The 18281-nt window shown below is 72.4% G+C and carries 19 protein-coding genes; 6 read left to right on the plus strand and 13 right to left on the minus strand.

What is annotated here, in order from left to right; genetic code table 11:
* Window positions 1-53: 53 nt before the first annotated feature.
* Both ACQP2O_RS12740 and ACQP2O_RS12745 read right to left on the minus strand, forming a co-directional pair.
* Window positions 54-473 carry a hypothetical protein gene (locus ACQP2O_RS12740; protein ID WP_433183307.1) on the minus strand — a complete coding sequence of 140 codons (420 nt, stop codon included), beginning with the start codon at window positions 471-473 and terminating at the stop codon, window positions 54-56.
* Between the two features lie 288 nt (window positions 474-761).
* Window positions 762-1418: an enoyl-CoA hydratase/isomerase family protein gene (locus ACQP2O_RS12745; protein WP_433183310.1), complete on the minus strand. Its 657-nt coding sequence runs from the start codon at window positions 1416-1418 to the stop codon at window positions 762-764.
* Between the two features lie 223 nt (window positions 1419-1641).
* Between ACQP2O_RS12745 and ACQP2O_RS12750 the strand changes: the two genes are divergently transcribed.
* On the plus strand, window positions 1642-1872 hold the full coding sequence (locus tag ACQP2O_RS12750) for a DUF397 domain-containing protein (protein ID WP_360889506.1): 231 nt from the start codon (window positions 1642-1644) through the stop codon (window positions 1870-1872).
* On the plus strand, window positions 1785-2270 hold the full coding sequence (locus ACQP2O_RS12755; RefSeq protein WP_433183312.1) for a YkvA family protein: 486 nt from the start codon (window positions 1785-1787) through the stop codon (window positions 2268-2270). The genes ACQP2O_RS12750 and ACQP2O_RS12755 overlap by 88 nt, the downstream gene beginning before the upstream one ends.
* 12 nt (window positions 2271-2282) lie before the next feature.
* Here ACQP2O_RS12755 and ACQP2O_RS12760 read toward each other — a convergent pair whose 3' ends face one another.
* Together ACQP2O_RS12760 and ACQP2O_RS12765 are read right to left on the minus strand one after the other, a co-directional pair.
* Window positions 2283-3728, minus strand: a complete 1446-nt coding sequence (locus tag ACQP2O_RS12760; RefSeq protein ID WP_433183315.1) for a GAF domain-containing protein — start codon at window positions 3726-3728, stop codon at window positions 2283-2285.
* Between the two features lie 634 nt (window positions 3729-4362).
* The gene (locus ACQP2O_RS12765) at window positions 4363-4920 is read right to left on the minus strand and encodes a TetR/AcrR family transcriptional regulator (RefSeq protein ID WP_433183317.1); all 558 of its coding nucleotides are present in this window, start codon (window positions 4918-4920) and stop codon (window positions 4363-4365) included.
* Between the two features lie 96 nt (window positions 4921-5016).
* Here ACQP2O_RS12765 and ACQP2O_RS12770 point away from each other — a divergent pair, with 96 nt between their 5' ends.
* Window positions 5017-6423, plus strand: a complete 1407-nt coding sequence (locus tag ACQP2O_RS12770) for an amidase (protein ID WP_433183320.1) — start codon at window positions 5017-5019, stop codon at window positions 6421-6423.
* A gap of 83 nt (window positions 6424-6506) precedes the next feature.
* Window positions 6507-6965, plus strand: coding sequence for a hypothetical protein (locus ACQP2O_RS12775; protein WP_433183323.1), 459 nt, complete (start codon window positions 6507-6509; stop codon window positions 6963-6965).
* A gap of 60 nt (window positions 6966-7025) precedes the next feature.
* Here the strand turns inward: ACQP2O_RS12775 and ACQP2O_RS12780 are convergent, their stop codons facing one another.
* Both ACQP2O_RS12780 and ACQP2O_RS12785 read right to left on the minus strand, forming a co-directional pair.
* The gene (locus tag ACQP2O_RS12780; protein WP_433183325.1) at window positions 7026-7562 is read right to left on the minus strand and encodes a DUF4240 domain-containing protein; all 537 of its coding nucleotides are present in this window, start codon (window positions 7560-7562) and stop codon (window positions 7026-7028) included.
* 53 nt (window positions 7563-7615) lie between these two features.
* Window positions 7616-7786: a hypothetical protein gene (locus ACQP2O_RS12785; RefSeq protein WP_433183328.1), complete on the minus strand. Its 171-nt coding sequence runs from the start codon at window positions 7784-7786 to the stop codon at window positions 7616-7618.
* A gap of 79 nt (window positions 7787-7865) precedes the next feature.
* On the opposite strand from ACQP2O_RS12785, the gene ACQP2O_RS12790 reads away from it, so the two are divergent.
* Both ACQP2O_RS12790 and ACQP2O_RS12795 read left to right on the plus strand, forming a co-directional pair.
* Entirely contained in the window at window positions 7866-8474 is a 609-nt protein-coding gene (locus tag ACQP2O_RS12790) for a hypothetical protein (protein ID WP_433183331.1), read from the plus strand.
* Between the two features lie 110 nt (window positions 8475-8584).
* Window positions 8585-9835, plus strand: coding sequence for an alpha/beta hydrolase family protein (locus ACQP2O_RS12795; protein ID WP_433183334.1), 1251 nt, complete (start codon window positions 8585-8587; stop codon window positions 9833-9835).
* 20 nt (window positions 9836-9855) lie between these two features.
* On the opposite strand, the gene ACQP2O_RS12800 is transcribed toward ACQP2O_RS12795, so the two are convergent.
* The 7 genes from ACQP2O_RS12800 to ACQP2O_RS12830 form a co-directional block, all read right to left on the minus strand.
* Complete coding sequence (locus ACQP2O_RS12800; protein ID WP_433183337.1) at window positions 9856-10518, minus strand: response regulator; 663 nt, start codon at window positions 10516-10518, stop codon at window positions 9856-9858.
* A gap of 3 nt (window positions 10519-10521) precedes the next feature.
* The gene (locus ACQP2O_RS12805; protein WP_433183340.1) at window positions 10522-12447 is read right to left on the minus strand and encodes a sensor histidine kinase; all 1926 of its coding nucleotides are present in this window, start codon (window positions 12445-12447) and stop codon (window positions 10522-10524) included.
* A gap of 124 nt (window positions 12448-12571) precedes the next feature.
* Window positions 12572-13333 (minus strand): glucose 1-dehydrogenase, encoded by a 762-nt coding sequence (locus ACQP2O_RS12810; RefSeq protein ID WP_433191004.1) that lies wholly within the window; start codon window positions 13331-13333, stop codon window positions 12572-12574.
* A gap of 7 nt (window positions 13334-13340) precedes the next feature.
* Complete coding sequence (locus ACQP2O_RS12815) at window positions 13341-15704, minus strand: acetate--CoA ligase family protein (protein ID WP_433183343.1); 2364 nt, start codon at window positions 15702-15704, stop codon at window positions 13341-13343.
* A 32-nt stretch (window positions 15705-15736) separates the two neighbouring features.
* On the minus strand, window positions 15737-17311 hold the full coding sequence (locus ACQP2O_RS12820) for a class I adenylate-forming enzyme family protein (RefSeq protein WP_433183346.1): 1575 nt from the start codon (window positions 17309-17311) through the stop codon (window positions 15737-15739).
* Between the two features lie 136 nt (window positions 17312-17447).
* Complete coding sequence (locus ACQP2O_RS12825) at window positions 17448-17786, minus strand: VOC family protein (RefSeq protein WP_433183349.1); 339 nt, start codon at window positions 17784-17786, stop codon at window positions 17448-17450.
* Window positions 17783-18181 carry a Zn-ribbon domain-containing OB-fold protein gene (locus ACQP2O_RS12830; protein WP_433183352.1) on the minus strand — a complete coding sequence of 133 codons (399 nt, stop codon included), beginning with the start codon at window positions 18179-18181 and terminating at the stop codon, window positions 17783-17785. Before ACQP2O_RS12830 ends, ACQP2O_RS12825 begins: the two co-directional genes overlap by 4 nt.
* Between the last annotated feature and the right edge of the window lie 100 nt (window positions 18182-18281).

Raw genomic sequence — 18281 nt, forward strand, 5'->3', positions numbered from 1 at the left:
CGGCGGCCCCTGTCACGCGCGGCTCGGCCGATCTCTCCCGTCGGCGGGCGAGGTCACCAGGATTTGGTGCACTTGGTGCTCAGCGTGTCGGTCGTGGCGCACGACCAGGCCTTGTAGCCGGAGTCCTTGTGCCATCCGCCGTAGACCCACACGTTCTGTCCCTTGTCCGCGTAGTGCCAGGAATAGCGCTTGCCGTGCCGCTGGCGGACGAGCGCGAAATAGCACGTCGAGGACTTCGGGTACCGGTAGTAACGGCCGCGGACGTACCAGAAGCCCTTTGACTTCTCGGCGTCCATCGCCGCGTAACAGCCGGAACTCGTGGCGCCCTTGACGACGTTGTAGTGGATCGCTCCGCTGGCCGAGACGCCGTCGGCTCCGGCCTTCGCGCTCGCGGACGCCGGCGTGCCGAGCACGGCGACCATCGCCGCGCCCGCCAGCGCTCCGGCCGAAAGAATCCGCCTGGTCGATCTCATATTCCGCGTACCTCCGTTGAATACTCGACTGGCTTATTCGAGATCAAGGGATGGTAGCGGGATGACTCATCGGCTTTTGTGACTTTCTCCACGAGAGTGGAAAGGGATGGCGGGGCGGCCTCGCTGCCACTCGAGGCCGCCCCGCCGACCGTCTCACCCGACCGGACGCGCGAAGTCGCCGAGACGGTCCCAAGACCAGCCCGCGATGGCTGCCGCAGGAGCGCTGGTCGTATTTCCGACTATACCAATAGGAAATCCTGTGTAAAGGGCCTGAGGGATCTCGCCCCCTCAGGTCGTCCGGAGGGCGGCCAGGACCGTCTCGTACATCACCGCGCGGATCTTGGCGACGGTGCCGCCGTCCTTGCCGGTCAGCGGGGCGGCGAGGCCGACCGCCGCGGCCAGGACCTCGGCTTCCGGGGCGGTCCGGTCGACGATGCCGGCCGCCTGCGCCTCCTCGGCCGGGTACCGCCGGCCGGTGACCATGGCCTCGTGCGCGGTGGCCTTCGGCAGCCGGCCCTGGATCAGTGCGGCCATGCCGGGGGTGAAGGACAGCCCGAGGTCGACCTCGGGCAGGCAGAAGTACCCGCGGTCGGTCCGCATGACGCGGTGGTCGTGCGTCAGCGCGAGCATGGCCCCGGCCGCGAACGTGTGGCCGTTCAGTGCCGCGACCGTCGGCATCGGCAGGGTGAGGAACCGCGCGAAAAGGGCGTGGACCCGATCCAGGTAGGGCCCCCACTCGTCGGGGTTGCGCCCCAGCCAGTCGAGGTCGAGGCCGTTCGAGTAGAACTTGCCGGTGCCGGTCGTCACCAGGGCCTTCGGTCCCTCGGTGGCCTCGAGCTCGTCGAGGATCTTCTCGAGCTCGTCGAGGAAGCCGGGGCTGAAGCGGTTCTCTCCCTCGTTGAAGCGAAGGATCCGTACGTCCCCGTCCCGGCGCAGCTCGATCATGCCGTCTCCCCTTTTGCTACTGGTGAGTAACTGTTGGGATGAGCATCTCATCTCCGTGCCGTTGGGTGAAAGATGTGGATCGTCCGCGGGTGGCACGTCGAGGTGTTTGCGGGCCGCAGCATCGCCGGTATTCGGACCCCCGCCGACACGCCCGCCCGATAGCCTGGGGTGCGTCGCCTCCCGGCGGCGGCACGAGCGTTCCCCCGAGCAGAAGAAGGACGGCATGAGCGAGGAATCCGGCTCCGTCGAGATCCTGTTCGTCGACGGCGCAGACGTGCCGATCAAGCACAAGCACGCCGACCGCATGGTCGTGATGCGGGACGCCGCCAAGCCCGACGGCGACGCGCTGTACTACACACCCGCCGAGTGGGAGGCGTTCATCCTGGGTGTGAAGGACGGCGAGTTCGACGACATGGTCGAGGACGCGCCGAGCCCGTCCGAGCCGGCCTCCTGACGGACGTCCTCACCGGCCTCCTCGCGGCGGCGGCCGGTCTGCTCCTGCTCTGGCTGCTCCTCGTCGGCTTCCTGGCGCTGGCGCGGCCGAAGGGCGCCACACTGGGCGACGCCGTACGGCTGCTGCCCGACCTGCTCCGGCTCGTCGCCCGGCTCGCGCGCGATTCCACGCTGCCGCGCGGCGTACGCCTCCGGCTGTGGCTGCTGCTCGCCTACCTGGCGATGCCGATCGATCTCGTCCCCGACTTCATCCCCGTCCTCGGCTACGCCGACGACGCGATCCTCGTCGCCGTCGTGCTGCGCTCGGTGATCCGCCGGGCCGGACCGGACGCGGTCGCCCGCCGCTGGCCCGGCGACGAGAAGGGCCTCGAGGCCGTCCGCCGTCTCACCCGCACCTGAGCCGGCCTGCGTTCAGTCGTCGCGCATGGTGCGGTCCCAACGGAGCTGTACGGAGACCCGGCGCGGGTCCCCGGGCGGCAGTACGCCCGCCAGCTTGGCCAGGACCTCCAGATCGTCGCCCGCCACCTGCGCGTAGCACCACAGTGCCTCGGCGTCGCCGCGGTGCAGGACCTGCCGGCGCAGCTGGGCGGTCAGCTCGTCCCGCTCGGCGTGGACGGCCGGTGACTCCGAGCGGGGGAGCAGCGGCCCCGGATACAGGCGTACGGCCGCCGCGACGTCACCGGCCGCCAGCAGCCGCCGTACGGTCAGGAAGTCGGCCTCGACGTCGCAGTCGAGGCGATAGGGCTTGGCCCGGACGATGTTCCCCAGCTGCCCGCGGAGCCGGTGGATCTCCGCCCGGACGGTCACCGGATTGCCCTCGTCACCGTAGATGTACAGCGACGACTGCTCGCCCGTCAGCCCGCTCGGATGGAGCGCGAGCAGCGCGAGCAGCTCCGCGTGCCGCAGGGACAGCGGGATGCGCCGCCCGTCGAGGAAGGCACAGGGCTGTCCGTCGCCGAGCAGCCGCAGCGTGAGCGAGCACCGGTCCTCCGAGCCGGTGGCGCGCAGCAGGTAGGCCTGGCCCAGCCTCTCCGCCACGGCGGTCCGGCCGTCGGGCAGCGCCACCCGGGCACCCGCCTCCGGAACGATGACCCGCCCGCCGCGCCAGCCGTCGGGGTCGGCCGCCAGGATGCGTCCCGTCGTCGTCACCAGCGCCCGGGTGTCCCCGCGAACATGGCGCATGTACCGGGCGCGCAGGCACTCGTCGCGGTGGTTCATCTCCAGGGTCAGCCAGGCCTCGGTCAGGCGGGCGGCGGCCTCCACCAGCGCGACGACGGCCGGGTGCAGGGCGTCGACCGTCGCGCTGATGTCCACACAGGCGATCACCCTGCCGGTGTCCGGGTCGACGATGGGCGCGCCGGCGCACGACCACGGATGGAGCACGCGGACCAGGTGCTCGGTGGCCCGGACGTACGTCGGGGCGCCGGTGCTCAGCGCCGTGCCGATGCCGTTCGTCCCGATGACCTCCTCCGACCAGCGGAACCCCTCGATGAGCCCGACGGCGTCCGCGCACCGCCGTACGTCGCTCGGGCCCTCGCTCCACAGCACCCGCGCGTCGCCATCGGTGATCACCATGAGGTGGGTCGTGGCGTCGGCCATGCCGCGCAGCGTGTCGCGGAGCTGCGGCAGGTGCCGGTCCAGCGGGTGGGCGGACCGGACGTCCGCCACTCTGGCCGCGTCGATCGCCTGGGGCGCCGCGCACATCTCCGGGTCGACGCCCGCCGCCAGCGAACGGCGCCACGACTCGCGGATCGGCGCGCGGCCGGTGAGGACCGATGCCGTGACCGCCGCCTCGCACAGCACGGCGGTCCGGCGATCACAGTCCGCGGGGTTGTCGCACACGTGGCTGCTTCGCATGGTGCTTCTCCATGGGGGCGTGTCTGCCCCGAGCATTGGGGCTGGAGACCCCGGCCGCAAGCGGTTCGGCCAAACTGACGACCTGCGATCATCGCCTTTGGTCATCGAGCGGTTGCAACCTGTTTGCAACCCTGACTCGTCTACCGTACGTTCCACGACCGCAACGGGGCGTCACCTTTCCGCCCTGGGCCGCGGTCGTACGTGCTGGTTCGCCCGGACCCGTGAGAGGGGACGGATCCGGTGCACCGCGCACGCGCCCGCCGCCGTTGGGCTCGCCGGGAGAGGAGGCCCCGGCGGCGGGCGGCCCACCTTCGGTCCATCCGATCGAGGTGCGGCCCACCTTCGGCTGGTCCGACGGCCCGCCTTCGGGCGGTCCGTTTGGGGCTGTCCGTCTTCTGCCGGTCCGGTCGGGGTGCGGCCCGCCTTCGGGCGGTCCGTTTGGGACCGCCCGCCTCGGTCGGTCCGGTCGGGGTGCGGTCCACCTCCGGTTGGTCCGTTTGGGGCCGCCACTCTCCCGCCAGTCTGGCTGGGGTGCGGCCCGCCTTCGGCCGGTTCGATTGGGGCCGCCCGCCTCCGTCGGTCCGGTTGGGGTGCGGTCCACCCGGTTGGTCCGATCGGGGCCGCCTGTCTCCCGTCAGTCCGGTTGGGGTGCGGTCGCGCCGTACAGCAGGAGGCGGAGGGCCTCCGCGGTTCCCGAGGGATCGCCGGTGGCCAGGCGGCGCACCGCGAGGCCGTAGAGCAGCGCGACGACGGTCGGCGCCTTGGCCTCCGGGCCGGGGATGTCCAGGGCGGTCAGGATCGCGGTCGCCAGCCGGTCGTACGCCTCCATCGAGCGGACGGCGGCCTCCCGCACCAGCGGGTCGCGCGAGGCGTGCAGGTGCAGCTCGAGGGTGGCGACCTCCTCAGGGCCGCGCGGCAGGTCGGCGATGGCGCGCTCGGCCTCCACGACGGCCTGTTCGGGGGTGATGCCCTGGAGTCGCGCGGCGATCTCGCTGATCCGCTGGATCTCCTCGTCGACGTAGCGGCTGAGGGTCTCCCGTAGGAGCTCGGTCTGGTTGGGGAAGTGGTACGTCAGCGACCCCAGCGCGACGCCCGCGGCCGTCGCGACCCGCCGGTTGGTGACCGCGCCGACGCCGTGCTCGCCGATCAGGCGAAGGGTGGCGAGCAGGATGCGTTCTCGTGTGTCTTCCATCTTGGGTCAAGTCTGGCGTATCGGGCCCTTTTCACCGAAGCCCGTTCGGGATTATCGTTCGTTCGAACGAACGATAGCGAACCTCGGGGGGTTCCTGTGATCGAAGGACTCACCAAAGACGCCGCGCGACTCGCCGCGGGCGAAGTCTCCTCCCGCGAACTCGTGGAGTACTCCCTCGAGCGGATCGAGCGCGACGCCGCCCTCGGCGCCTTCCGCGTCGTCCTCGCCGACCAGGCACTGGAAGACGCGGACCGGGCCGACCGATGGCGCGGAGAGGAGCGTCCCGCGCTGCTCGGGGTCCCCGTCGCGATCAAGGACGACACCGACCTGGCCGGGCACATCACCCCCTTCGGCTGCCGTGGCAGGCACGAGCCGAAGATCGCCGACAGCGAGGTGGTGCGCAGGCTCCGCGCGGCCGGCGCGATCATCGTGGGCAAGACCAACACCAGCGAGCTCGGGCAGTGGCCGACCGGGGAGACCATCGGCTTCGGGATCGTCCGCAACCCCTGGGACTCCGAGCGCACGCCGGGCGGGTCGAGCGCCGGTTCGGCGGCGGCGGTCGCGGCCGGCCTGGTCTCCGGAGCGGTCGGCTCCGACGGCGCGGGCTCCCTGCGCATCCCCGCCGCCTGGACCGGGCTCGTCGGCCTCAAACCCCAGCGCGGCCGCGTCTCCGTGTGGCCGCACGTTGACCCGTTCTACGGCATCGCGGTCGCCGGCCCCCTCACCCGTACGGTCAAAGACGCGGCGCTGCTCCTCGACGTGCTGACCGGCAACCACCCCGACGACGTCTACCGCCCGCCCGCGCCCGCCGAGCCCTACCGCGAGGCCGCCGCGCGGGAGCCCGGACGACTGCGGATCGCCGTCTCGTTCCGTTCGCCGTTCGGCGTGCCGTCCGCGGTCGACCCGGAGATCCGGGCGGCGGTGCTGCGCCTCGCGGGCGTCCTCGCCGACCTGGGACACGACGTGTTCCCGGCCGACCCGGACTACGGCCTGATCGGCCTGGCCTTCCTGCCGCGCGGGACCGCCGGGGTCGCGGACTGGCTCGACGCCATCCCGGACGCCGACCCCGAACCCGCCACCCGCACCGAGGCGCTCCTCGGCCGCCACATCGGACGGCGGCTCGTACCCGCCAGCCGCCGCGCCGAACCCCGCATGGGCCGCCGGATCGGGAAGATCTTCCAGCGCGCCGACGTCGTCCTGACCCCGGCCACCGCCCAGCTCCCGTTGCGCATCGGCGCGCTCAGCGGGCGCGGCTGGTGGGCGACCGGCAAGCTCGCGGCGGCGGCGTGCCCGTTCTGCTGGGCCTGGAACGTCCTCGGCTGGCCGGCCATCGGCGTACCCGCCGGGCTCAGCACCACCGGCCTGCCGATCGGTGCGCAGTTCCTGGGCCGGGAGAACGACGAGGCCACCCTCCTGTCGCTCGCCGCCCAGCTCGAGGCCGCCGAACGCTGGCCCGACCGCCGCCCGGTGGAGATCCCTAGCAGCGTCGGGGGCCTCGCCTAGATCCGGAGGTTCGACCGGAAGCTGAACATGACCAGCAGGCATCCGGCCGCACGCGGTCGGGGAGCGGCCGCTACCTTGCCTGCGTGGCACTCAGGAAGGTCGATGACAGCTGGGCCGGAGACGACCTCGATGATCTGGTCGCCTATTTCGGCGCGGATCAGCATGAGTACGTCGCGCATCAGGTGGTATCGGCACACTGCGGCCACTGCACAGGTCAGGTCTTCGTGCTCGAGACCGGCGAATCCTCGACATGTGTGCGCCGCACCTGCGTCCAGTGCGATCAGACCGCCTACATGCTGGACAGCGAGGAGTATTGGCCCACAACAGAGGAAGAGGCCGAAGTCGGCTACATCGTCGAGTGCACGTGCGGTTCGGACGAGTTCGAGACGGCGGTTGGCTTCACGTTCTACGACGACACGCCCGCCTCGGATATCCGATGGGTCAACATCGCGGTCCGATGCACGAGCGACGGGCTCATCGGCTACTGCGCGAGTTGGAAGATCGGCTATGGGCCCTCACGTCATCTGGTCGACTCGGTCTGAAGAGCAGACGCCCAAGGCACGCCGGAACCGCCGGCTGATGCGCTGACGCGGAAGGCGAATCTATCGATGTTCATCCGCCGAGCCGTAGTAACGCGCTGCCAGCCTTGGGTAGTGCGCATACGCCAGTTCCCTGGTCGCGATCTTGCCCGAACTGCCGGACGGTCCTCGAGGGAGATCCCACTCTGTCAGGGGCATGTCACACGATCCGGTCTTCTCCTCATAGACCGAAAAGACCTGATACCCCATAACTTCCGCAGCTCGATAGGTCGCCTCGGTCCAGCTCTTCGTCAAGTCGGCCAAGGAGTCAGGCTCCGCCGCTACCTGCTCAAGAGCAGCGCGCCCTTGAGCGATCAACCAGGCCCTGAAGTCCCCGAACGTGTCATCACCGCAGCCGCCGAGCAACAAAGCAGCCGCATCCCAGATCTCCCAGGCGAAGGCGATGTCGTCCGCCGCGTCCCAATGGCCGGCGAAACTCAGGAGCTCATCCACGCTCATCTCAGACAGCCGTTCGCCCTGCAGGCGGACGTGCTCGACGAAGTCGCCGCCACACGCCGCACGACAGTCGTCGATGATCTCCCAGAAGTCGTCCTCGGTCATGGGCGGAACGTACAGCCCGCAGCCGACAACGCCACCGCCCAAGGCCGGCTCGCTCAGCTCGACGTCGTGCCGATTCGGGCCTCGACGACGGCCACCTCGACGCGTTCGCCCGAAATCGACGCCCTGAAGGTGTGAACGCCGCCGACCTGGCTGAGCGCGGAGCCGGCTTCGGTCTTCCGCCGTGGGTGGTCGGGGCCATCGCCCCGACCACCCACGGCGATCACGGAACCTTGGGCGGACGTTTAGGTGATCTGTTCCGTTTGCGGATAATTGACGGTCGCGGGGCCGCGTAGCTTGGCGGGTATGGCGGTGTTCGGGCAGTTCAGGGGCCATGTCGGGGTGTTCGCCGTGCTGTCCTTCGTCGTCGGCGTCGCCGGGTGCGGGTCGTCCTCGGGCGCGCGGACGGCGGCGTACGGGGGAACGGCCGGCCCCTCGCCGGCGGGTACGCAGCGCACGATCAAGGTCCCGGACTCCTTCGCCGAATACACCAGGGTGACCAGCGCGGACGCCGAGCGCGTCATCCAGGACATCCGCAAGGCCCAGGCTCAGCAGAACCCGGTGTTCGCCGCCAAGATGAAGATCGCGGTGTTCCAGCGGCACGGGGACGCCCACCAGCGGATCGCCTTCATCGGCTTGGCGGCCGGCGACCACCCGACCATCGCCCAGGAACTGCGCAGGAACCCGCCCAAGACCGAGGTCGACTCCGCCCTCGCGGCCATGCCGCTGTCCGGCCCGAAGGACTACCCGGCGGGACCCCTCGGCGGCGCGCTGCGCTGCGCCCCCGGATCGCGCGGCGGAGCCGGGTGCGCGTGGGCGGACGGCTCCACGGTGGGCGTGGTGGCGGGCTCCGCCCCCTCCGCCGACGAACTGGCGCGGACGACGCTGGCCCTCCGCAACGCCGCCGAGCGCTGAGCCCCGCCTGACGAAAGTCAGGGGTGACCACCGCCGATCGTGCGCTGTGGCGGCTCCCCGGTGATTCCTACGGTCGTGCCGACATGACACGACCTCTCAGGAGATCACCAATGGGAAAGAGCTCTGTGTCCACCCGCCGGCACGTGGCCGGGCTGCTCGGCGTCGCCGCTCTTGCGGGGGCGCTGACCGCGTGCGGGGCGGGCAGTCGCGCCGACGCGCGGCAGGCCGGGGCGGTGCGCACGTCGCCGTACCGGTTCACGCTGCCCGCGCCGACCGGCCCGTACGCCATCGGCACCACCGAACTGCATCTGGTCGACCGCTCCCGCCCCGACCCGTGGGTGAAGGGGAAGCAACGCGAGCTGATGGTCAGCGTGTGGTACCCGGCACGGAAAACCGCGGGCCCACGCGCGCCCTACATGCGGCCGGGGGCGGCCGCGCACTTCGACCAGGGCGCCTCGCAGTTGCTCGGGATCAAGCCGGGCTCGATCGACTGGGCGGGCGTCGCGACCCACGCCGTCTCGTCCGCGCCGGCGGCGGGACGGAACCTCCCGGTGGTGCTGTACTCGCCCGGGTTCGGCGTCGAACGGACGCGGGGCACCGTCCTGGTGGAGGAGCTCGCCAGCCGCGGGTACGTGGTCGTGACGATGGACCACACCTACGAGACGGCCGACGTGGAATTCCCGGGCGGACGGGTCGAGGTGCAGAGCCTGCCGCCCTCTTCCGTCGAACGGCAGAAGACGGCGATGGCCGCACGGGTGCGGGACACGCGGTTCGTCCTCGACCGGCTGACGGCGCTTCGGCAGGGACGGAACCCCGACGCCGAACACCGGGCGCTCCCGGCCGGGCTCGGACGCGCCCTGGACCTGTCCCGGATCGGAATGTTCGGGCACTCGGCGGGCGGCATCGGCGCCGCGCAGGCCATGGACGAGGACCGCCGCGTCGACGCGGGCGTCGACCTGGACGGGACCATGAAGTACAGCGGCACCGAGATGCTTCCGGTCGCGGAACACGGTCTGGACCGGCCGTTCCTGCTCATGGGCGCGCAGCAGACGCACCGCTCGGAGCCGTCGTGGGGGTCGTTCTGGGAGCACTCGACCGGCTGGAAGCTCGACCTGAACGTCCCGCAGGCGAAGCACTACACGTTCACCGACGACGAGGCGACCCTGCCGCAGATCGCGCGGCGCTTCGACGTGTCGAAGGACCTCATCGCCGGGTGGATCGGCACGGTCGACTCCGCGCGGATCGTCGCCTCCGAGCGCGCCTACATCGGGGCGTTCTTCGACGAGCACCTCCGTCACCGGCCGCAGCGCCTGCTCGACGGCCCGTCACCGCGTCACCCGGACGTCGTCTTCGTGCGGTGACGACCCGCGGGGCCCCGGCCTCATGGACCGTCCTCGCCTACGAGACCGGCCTCGTAGGCGAGGATCGCGGCCTGGACGCGGTTGCGTACGCCGAGGCGGGTGAAGATGGCGCTCACGTACGCCTTGACGGTGCCCTCGACGAGATGCAGGCGGCGGGCGATCTGCGCGTTCGACAGGCCGGTGCCGACCAGCGCCAGGACCTCGCGTTCGCGGCCGGTGAGCGTGTCGACGCGGGCCCGTGCCTCGGCGCCGCGGGACAGGCGGCCGCGGTTCAGTTCGGTGATGACACGCCGGGCCACCGGCGGCGAGAGGTACGCTCCGCCGTCGGCGGCCGCCCGTACGCCCGCGAGGAGCTCACGCGGGTCGCCCGCCTTGAGCAGGAAACCGGCCGCCCCGTCGCCCAGCGCCCGGGCGATGTACTCGTCCTCCCCGAACGTCGTCAGCATCAGCACGGCGGTGTCCGGGACCGCCCGCCGGATCTCCGGTACGGCGCTCAGCCCGTCCAGCCGCGGCATCCGGATGTCCAGCAGTGCGACGTCCGGCCGGTGCGAGCGGGCCAGCTCTACGGCCTCCCGCCCGTCGGACGCCTCCGCGACCACCTCGATGTCGGAGTCCGTGGCGAGGATCGCGCGGACCCCGGCACGGATCATGGCCTCGTCGTCGGCGAGGAGCACCCGGATCATCGATCAGTCCTTTCGCATCCGGTCGGCGGGCGAGATGACGTCCTTGGCGACGAGCCGGCCGCCGGAGAAGCACAGCCGGTACACGTCTCCCACGCCGAGCGGATTGTCGTCCGAGCGGTAGTACCGGCACGACGCGCCGCGCGGCTGCGCCGGGCCGGAACCGACCGGGGCGTCGATCATCTCCACCGGTGGCAGGTCGATCGCCGAGCGGGCCTGGCCGACCCGCAGCCGGTCGAAGCGCGCCGGGTCGAGGACGGAGTTCTCGGTCGTGTAGAGGTAGTAGCCGAGCAGGGCGATCGCCAGGCTCGCGGCGATGGACAGCGGCACCATCAACGCGGTGACCAGCCCGCGCCGGACCTGCCCGCGCGCTCGCGCCAGGCCCAGGGCGGAGTCGGAGCCGCCCGCCGCGCCGTCGTCGGGTGACCTGGCGGGTGCCGTGTGCGGCAGCCGGGCGAGCACCTCGAACCCGCCTCCGTGCGGGCCCGCGCGCAGCGAGCCGCCCGCGAGCCGGACGCGCTCGCGCAGCCCGACCAGACCCAGGCCGCCGCCAAACGCGTCCCGGGAACGGCCGGACGACGGCCCGTTCGCCTCATGCCTCAGTGCGGCGGACGGTGGCCCGTTCGCGCCAGGCCCCGGTGAGGCGGACGGTGGCAGGTTCGTCCCGGGCTTCGGTGCGGCGGACGGTGGCCCGTTCGCGCCAGACTTCAGTGCGGCGGGTGGCGGCGAGCTTGTCCCGGGCCCCGGTGAGGTGGGCGGCGGCAGGTTCGTCCCGGGCTTCGGTGCGGCGGACGGCGGTCCGTTCGCGCCAGACCTCAGTGCGGCGGGTGGCGGCGAGCTTGTCCCGGGCCCCGGTGAGGTGGGCGGCGGCAGGTTCGTCCCAGGCTTCATTGCGGCGGGCGGCGGTTCGTTCGTCACCGTCACGACGGTCTCGTTCGCCGATCGCGCCAGGTGGACTGTCACCGCCGCGCCGGGGGCGTGCTTGGCGGCGTTGGTGAGCGACTCCTGTACGACCCGGTGGACGGCGTGGCCGGCCATGTCCGGCAGGGGCACGGACCCGCCGTCCCCGCGCTCGTCCCGCAGCTCGACCGGCAGGCCCGACGCGCGGGCGCGTTCGACCAGGTCGGTGACGCTCTCTCGGGCCGGGGTCAGCGGCACGGCCGGATCCCCGCCCTGCCCATCGCGGAGCACGCCGATGATCTCCCGGAGCCGCTCGGTCGCCGACGCGGTGCCGGCGCGGAGCTCCCCGGCGGCGGCGCGATGGCGTTCGGGGAGGTCGGGTGCCATCTCCAAGGCGCCCGCGCGCAGGGCGATCAGGCTGAGCTCGTGGCCGAGCGAGTCGTGCATGTCCTGGGCGATGCGTGCGCGCTCGCGCAGCCGCTCACGGTCGGCGACGATCCGCTGTTCGCGTTCGAGGCGTTCCGCGCGCTCCCACCCGGCCCGTACGAGCTCCTGCTGGAGCCGCCGGTAGCGGCCGATCAGCCACGGGCACATGACCAGGAACACCAGCGCGAGGGTCAGGTCGAACCAGGTCACCACCCACCGGGTCGCCGAGCCCTCGACGGTCCCGACGGCCACGGCCAGGGCGAGTTCCAGGAGGGCGATCGCGACGAACGACAGCAGCACGGGCCGGTCGCGCGGCAGCCGGCGGCCCGCCAGGTAGCCCATGACCGGCAGCGCGACGACGTACGACAGCGAGAACGGTCCTGGGCGCACCACGACGTACGTCCACTGGAGGAGTGGAAGGGCCGCCGCTCCGTACAGCGCGGTGAGGGGGCGGGACCGCGCGATCGCGACGATGATGCCGAGGGCGGCCAGCCCGGCCGCGACCACGGGCCAGGGCGCGCCCACGCCGCCCTGGGCGGCCCTCTCCGCCAGCACGGTGAGCGCGAAGAACCCCCAGAGCAGCCCGTCCCTGACCGACCTGTGCACGGCCGAACCGTACCGGCCGTGGCTCCTCGTCGATACCGACGAAAGTCAGGTCCTCGATCAGCGGCCCGCGCCGGTGCCGACGAGAGTCGGGTCAGTAGCGCGCGCCCGTACTGACGAAGTCGGGTCAGTAGCCCGCGCCGGTGAGCATGCCGCCGTCGATGAGGACCTCGCTGCCGGTGCAGTAGCCGGACTCGTCGGAGGCGAGGAAGACGACCAGCGCCGGCACCTCGTCCGGCTTGCCCATCCGTTTCAGCGGCAGCGCGTTGAAGAACGCCTCGGCGCTGTCGGCGGTCGCGGCGACCACGTCCGGGTCCATCGACATCGCGGTGAGGATGGCCCCGGGGTGGATGGAGTTGACGCGGATGCCGTACGCGCCGAGCTCGCGCGCCGCCGCCTTCGTCAGCCCGCGGACGCCGAACTTACTGGCGGAGTACGCCGCGAGTCCGGACGCGCCGATGAAGCCCTCGGTCGAGGAGACGTTGACGATGGACCCGCCGCCGGCCGCACGCATCGGCTCGATGACCGACTTCACGCCGAGCCACTGCCCGATGAGGTTGACCTCGATGATCCGGGTGCACTCCTCGAGGGTCATCTCCTCGATCGTCCGGTGCCTGATGATCCCGGCGTTGTTCACCAGCACGGTGAGGTCGCCGAAGACGGTGACGGCGGTGTCCACGGCGGTCCGCCAGTCCTCCGGCCGGGTGACGTCCATCGGCACGTAGCGCACCGCGTCCCCGAGCTCGGCGGCGAGCTTGCCGCCCTCCTCCTCCAGGACGTCGCCGAACACCACCCTGGCGCCCTCGGCGACGAACCGCCGTACATGGGCCTTGCCCATGCCCCGGGCGCCACCGGTGATCAGCGCCACCTTTCCGTCGAGCCTGCCCATGGTCACCTCACGCTCTCCGCCGCTGGTCGCGGACCTTGGCCACCGCCACCGCCGTGGCGGCCGCCTCCACGCTCCGATAGGTCGGTATCCCCGCCGCCCGGGCGATCGCCCGCAGCTCGTCCTCGACGCCGGCCGGGGCGTACTCGGCGTTGCGCAGCACGAGGATCACCCGCGTGCCGGTCAGCTCGCGCTGCAGCTCCCCGACGCCGCGCGCGTACGCGAGGAGCGGGTCGGCACTGTCGCCGAAGGTGAAGAAGCTCTGCACGTTCACGTGCGTGATCACGTCCGGGTACGGCCGGGCCGCGGACCGCTGGATCGCCGTGACGACCTGCCGCACGAGGTCCGGCTTGCCGCGCGGGCCCACCGGGATCTCCAGGGGGTTGCCGGGGACGGCGCCGACGGGCAGGCCGAGGTCGACGTCGGGCAGCGGGGCGAGCCGCAGCCCGGCGCGGTCGAGCGCGTCGGCGGCGAGCACGCTGGCCCCGCCGCTCGGCCCGATGACCAGGACGTCGGGGGAGACGGGCACCTGCCGCCCGGCGTGCAGGTCGAGCAGGTCGAGGGCGCCGATCAGGTCGTCCTGGGCGGTGACCAGCGGCAGTCCGGCCTGCTTCCCCAGGGCCTCCCAGACCCGGGCGTCGCCGACCATCGCCCCGGTGTGCGACGCGGCGGCCCGGTGGCCCTGCGCGGAGCGACCGCCGACGAGGGCGACCACCGGCTTGGACACCGCGCGCAGCGCGTCGAACAGCGCCCGGCCGTCGCGCGGATCCTCGAGGTACAGGCCGATCACGGACGTGTCGTCGTCGGCGGCGAAGTAGCGCAGCAGCTCCGCGGGGCCGACGTCGGCGCTGTTGCCGACCGTCGCGACCTTGGAGAAGGCCAGGCCGCGGTGCTCGCCGACCTTGATGACCTCCCCGGCGAGCCCGCCGCTCTGCGAGATCAGCGCGATCCGCCCCGGGCGGCCCGGCCGCCCGCCGATGAACGTCTGGCCGCCCGCCGGGGAGTACACGCCCATGCAGTTGGGACCCAGCAGGCGCACGCCCGCGACGTCGGCGGCGGCGAGGAGCTCATCCTCCAGGCCCGCGGCGCCGGTCTCCCGGAAACCGCCGCTCATCACCTGCACGAAGGGGATGCCACGGGCCTCGAGCACGACGTCCGGGCAGCGCTCGGCCGGGACCGCCACGAGGGCGTAGTCCACCTCGGCCCCCTCCAGGGACGGCACGCAGGGCACCCCGTCGATCTCGTCCGCCGTCGGATGAACGGCGACGAGACCGGCGCGGCCCGCCGCGCGGTAGAAGCCGAGGAACATGTTGCCGAAGTTCGGCCGCTTGGTGGAGGCGCCCACGACCGCCACGCCGCGCGGCGCGAACAGCCGGTCGAAGTCCTGTGAGGGAGGCTCCGGGCGTTCGCGCGGGGTCACCTCGGCGGGGCCCAGGAGGCGGGCGTCCACCGCGACCGCCCCTTCCGGCGTGCAGATCACCGGGTTCAGCTCGAACTCGGTGAACCCCTCGCCGAGGCTCTCGACCACGCCGCCGGGGCCGCCGACCGCGAGCAGCACCTTGACGAGCGCGTCCCGGTCGACCGCGGGCGACCCGCGGAAGCCGTCGAGGAGGGCCGCGCCGCGCAGCTCCGCCAGCATCCGCCGGGCGTCGTCCTCGGTGATGGGGCACAGACGCAGCGCCGTGTCGCGCAACACCTCGGTCCAGACCCCGCCGAGACCGACCAGGAGCACGGGCCCGAACGACGGGTCGCGGATCGCCCCGACGATCACCTCGACGCCGGGCGGCGCCTGCTCCTCCACGAGGTAGCCCTCGACCTCGAGGCCGGATCCCGTCAGCGCCGCCCGGATCTCGGCCGCGGCCCGCGCCGCCTCGACCGGCGAGCCGAGCCCGAGCCGTACGGCACCGGCCTCGCTCTTGTGCACCAGCCCGGGCCCGTACGCCTTGACGACGAGAGGCGGCGTCAGCCCGCCCGCCGCGACGGCGACGTCCTCGGCGGACCGGGTCGTCGCCCCGCGCGGCACGGCGATCCCGAAGCCGGACACGAACTCCTTCACCACATGCTCGGCCGTCGCCACAGGCACCGGGACGGCATCCGCCCGACCGGTCACCGCCACCTCCTCGGAGTCGACGCCGTCCGTCACTGCGGGCCCGTCGGGCTCCATGCGGTCCGTCACTGCGGGCCCGTCGGGCTCCATGCGGTCCGTCACTGCGGGCCCGTCGGGCTCCATGCGGTCCGTCACTGCGGGCCCGTCGGGCTCCATGCCGTCCGTCACCGCGGGCCCGTCGGGCTCCACGCCGTCTGTCACCGCGCGCCCGTCAGGCTCCACGCCGTCTGTCACCGCCACCTCCTCGGACTCCACGCCGTCCGTCATCACAACCCCCCCTTTGGACTCGAGGCCGTCCGTCACAAGCGCTCCAGCAGGTCGGCGTATCGGGCGCGGATCTCGCGGCGCAACAGCTTGCCCGGGCCGCCGGACGCGTCCTGGGTGTGCGGCAGTTCGTCCGCCACGACGACGAGGTCGGGCACCTGGTGTGCGGGCAGCCGGTCGGCGAGCCGGGCCGTCACCTCGTCGGCGTCGAGGGCGGCTCCGGCACGGGGGACGACCGCCACGAGGATCCGCTGCTCGACCGCGTCCTCGCCGTCGGCCTGCGCCGGGACGCCGACGACGCCCGCCTCCGCCACGCCGTCGAGCTCGATCGCCGCGTCCTCCAGGCCGCTCGGCTGGGACCAGGTGCCGCCCTTGAGGATGGCGTCCTCGCGCCGGCCGAGCACGGTCAGGAAGCCGTCGTCGTCGACGGTCCCCAGGTCGCCGCCGACGTACCAGCCGTCGCGGAGGACCTGCGCGGTCTTGTCCGGCAGCTTGTCGTACCCCTGCATGAGGTTCGGCCCGGTCAGGTTGATCTCGCCGACCTGGTTCACGAGCCGCTCGCCGTCCGGGCCGGTGACGCGCACCGCCGTGGAGGTGCGGGCCCGGCCCACGGAGGAGATGTCCTGGCTGCCGTCGTCCTGCCGCCCGATGCAGGTGTACGGCGCCTCGGTCTGGCCGTAGTAGCTGAAGATCGCCGCCCCGGGCAGCCGCTTCATGATCCTCTCGCGCAGGGACGGGAGCAGCGGCTCGCCGCCGAGCACGATCGCCGACAGCGACGACAGGTCCACGTCGGCATGGTCGTCCGACCCGAGCAGGGCGGAGAAGAAGCTGGGGATGAGGCTGACGTGGGTCACGCGTTCGCGCGGCACGACCTTGAGGAAGTTGGCCGGGCCCCAGTCCTGCTCGAGCACGAGCCGCATGCCCGCGTAGAACGCCGGGCCGACCAGCGCGGGGAACCCGATGCCCCAGATGATCGCGCCGGTGCCCATGACCGAGTCGGCGGCATGGGGGATGTCCAGCCAGATCTGTGCCGAGGCCAGGCTGGAAGAGTGCGTGTGCCGCACGGCCTTGGGCAGACCGGTCGTGCCGGAGGTGTAGAACAGCGCCATCAGGTCGTCGCCGTGCCCGCCCAGCGCGGGCTCGTCCTCGGTGGCGGTGGACGCCAGCGCGTCGAGGTCGACGGCGTCCTCGGCCGGCCCGCCCACCCGGATCCACCGGCGCACTCCCGGAAGCCGGGGACGTACGGCCGCGACGAGCTTCTCGACGCTCGCGTCGTAGACGAACGCGGTGCACTCGGAGTGCTCGACGACCTGGGCGAGGGTGTCCTCCGGCCAGTACGGGTTGAGCGCGCAGACGACCGAGCCGAGCTTCATCTGCGCCAGGTACACCTCGGCGACGTTCAGCGTCTCGTTCATCAGCGAGGCGACGCGCTGCCCGGGGCCTATCCCGGCCTCCAGCAGCGCGTGCGCCACCCGGTTGACCTTCCGGTTGAGCCCGTCGTAGGTGAGGCTGGTCTCGCCGCAGTAGGTGAGCGCCACCTTGTCCGGGGTGCGCAGCGCGCCGGCGGTGAGGATCGCGTACGCGTAGTTGCCGAATGGTGATCGCGCCACTGGAGTCTCCTGGTGCGGGGGAGGGGGCTGATCGATGGGAGCGGTCGTCCGGGGGCCTGGTCGATGGCGGTGGTCGGGCGGTCACCGGGGGTCGGTCGTGGGTGAGCGGTCGCCGGGGGCGGTCGTGGGTGGGCGGTCAGCGTGGCGCGTAGACGACGAGGGGGTTGTCGTCGGGATCGCGGAGCACGGCTCTGGTCTCGTGCGGTCCCTCGTCCGGACCGGCGACGAGCCGCGCGCCCGCGGCGGTGAGCCGCTCGACGGCGGCCGCCACGTCGGGGACCTTGAACGACGCGGCGGGGTCCCCTCCGGTGACGTCCTCGGCCGGTCCGGCCAGGGCGAACGTCGTGCCGCCGGCGTCCAGCGCGGCGAATCGCCCGCCATCGGTGAACTTCACCGCGAGCCCCAGCCCGTCGCGGTAGAAGGCGACGGCCCGGTCGACGTCGCTCACCGGATACAGCACGTTGCCGATCTTCACGCTGGCCTCCAGTTGGGGATGCGGCCGAATCCGGGGAGCTCGTCGAAGCGCACGCGCACGGGCATGCCGACGCGCACCTCCTCCGGGGCGATGTCGCCGACGATGTCGCCGAACGCCCGGACACCCTCGTCAAGGTCGATCCAGGCGAGGACGTACGGCGTCGTGAGGCCGGGGAGGAACGCCCGGTGGACGACGCTGAAGGTGTGCACCGTGCCGCGCCCGGACACCGGCTCGTACGGCAGGTCGGTGCCACCGCAGTGCGGGCAGGCGGGCTCGGGGAGGTGGACGCGGCGTCCGCAGGCGCGGCAGCGCTGGACGGCGAGTTCTCCGCGCTGGCACGCCTCCCAGTAGGGCGCGGTCAGCGCGCTCGGCCGGGGCAGCGGGCGCGGGTCCATCGATTGCCAAGCTAGCGCACGCTTGGTAGGCGGGCAAGACGTGGTGATCTTCGATGTCCGACCCGCTTTGACGGCGGGCATTACGATTGTCCGGCGGGGG

Origin of the sequence: Actinoallomurus sp. CA-150999, assembly GCF_050942425.1 — a bacterium.
Classification (GTDB): Bacteria; Actinomycetota; Actinomycetes; order Streptosporangiales; family Streptosporangiaceae; genus Actinoallomurus.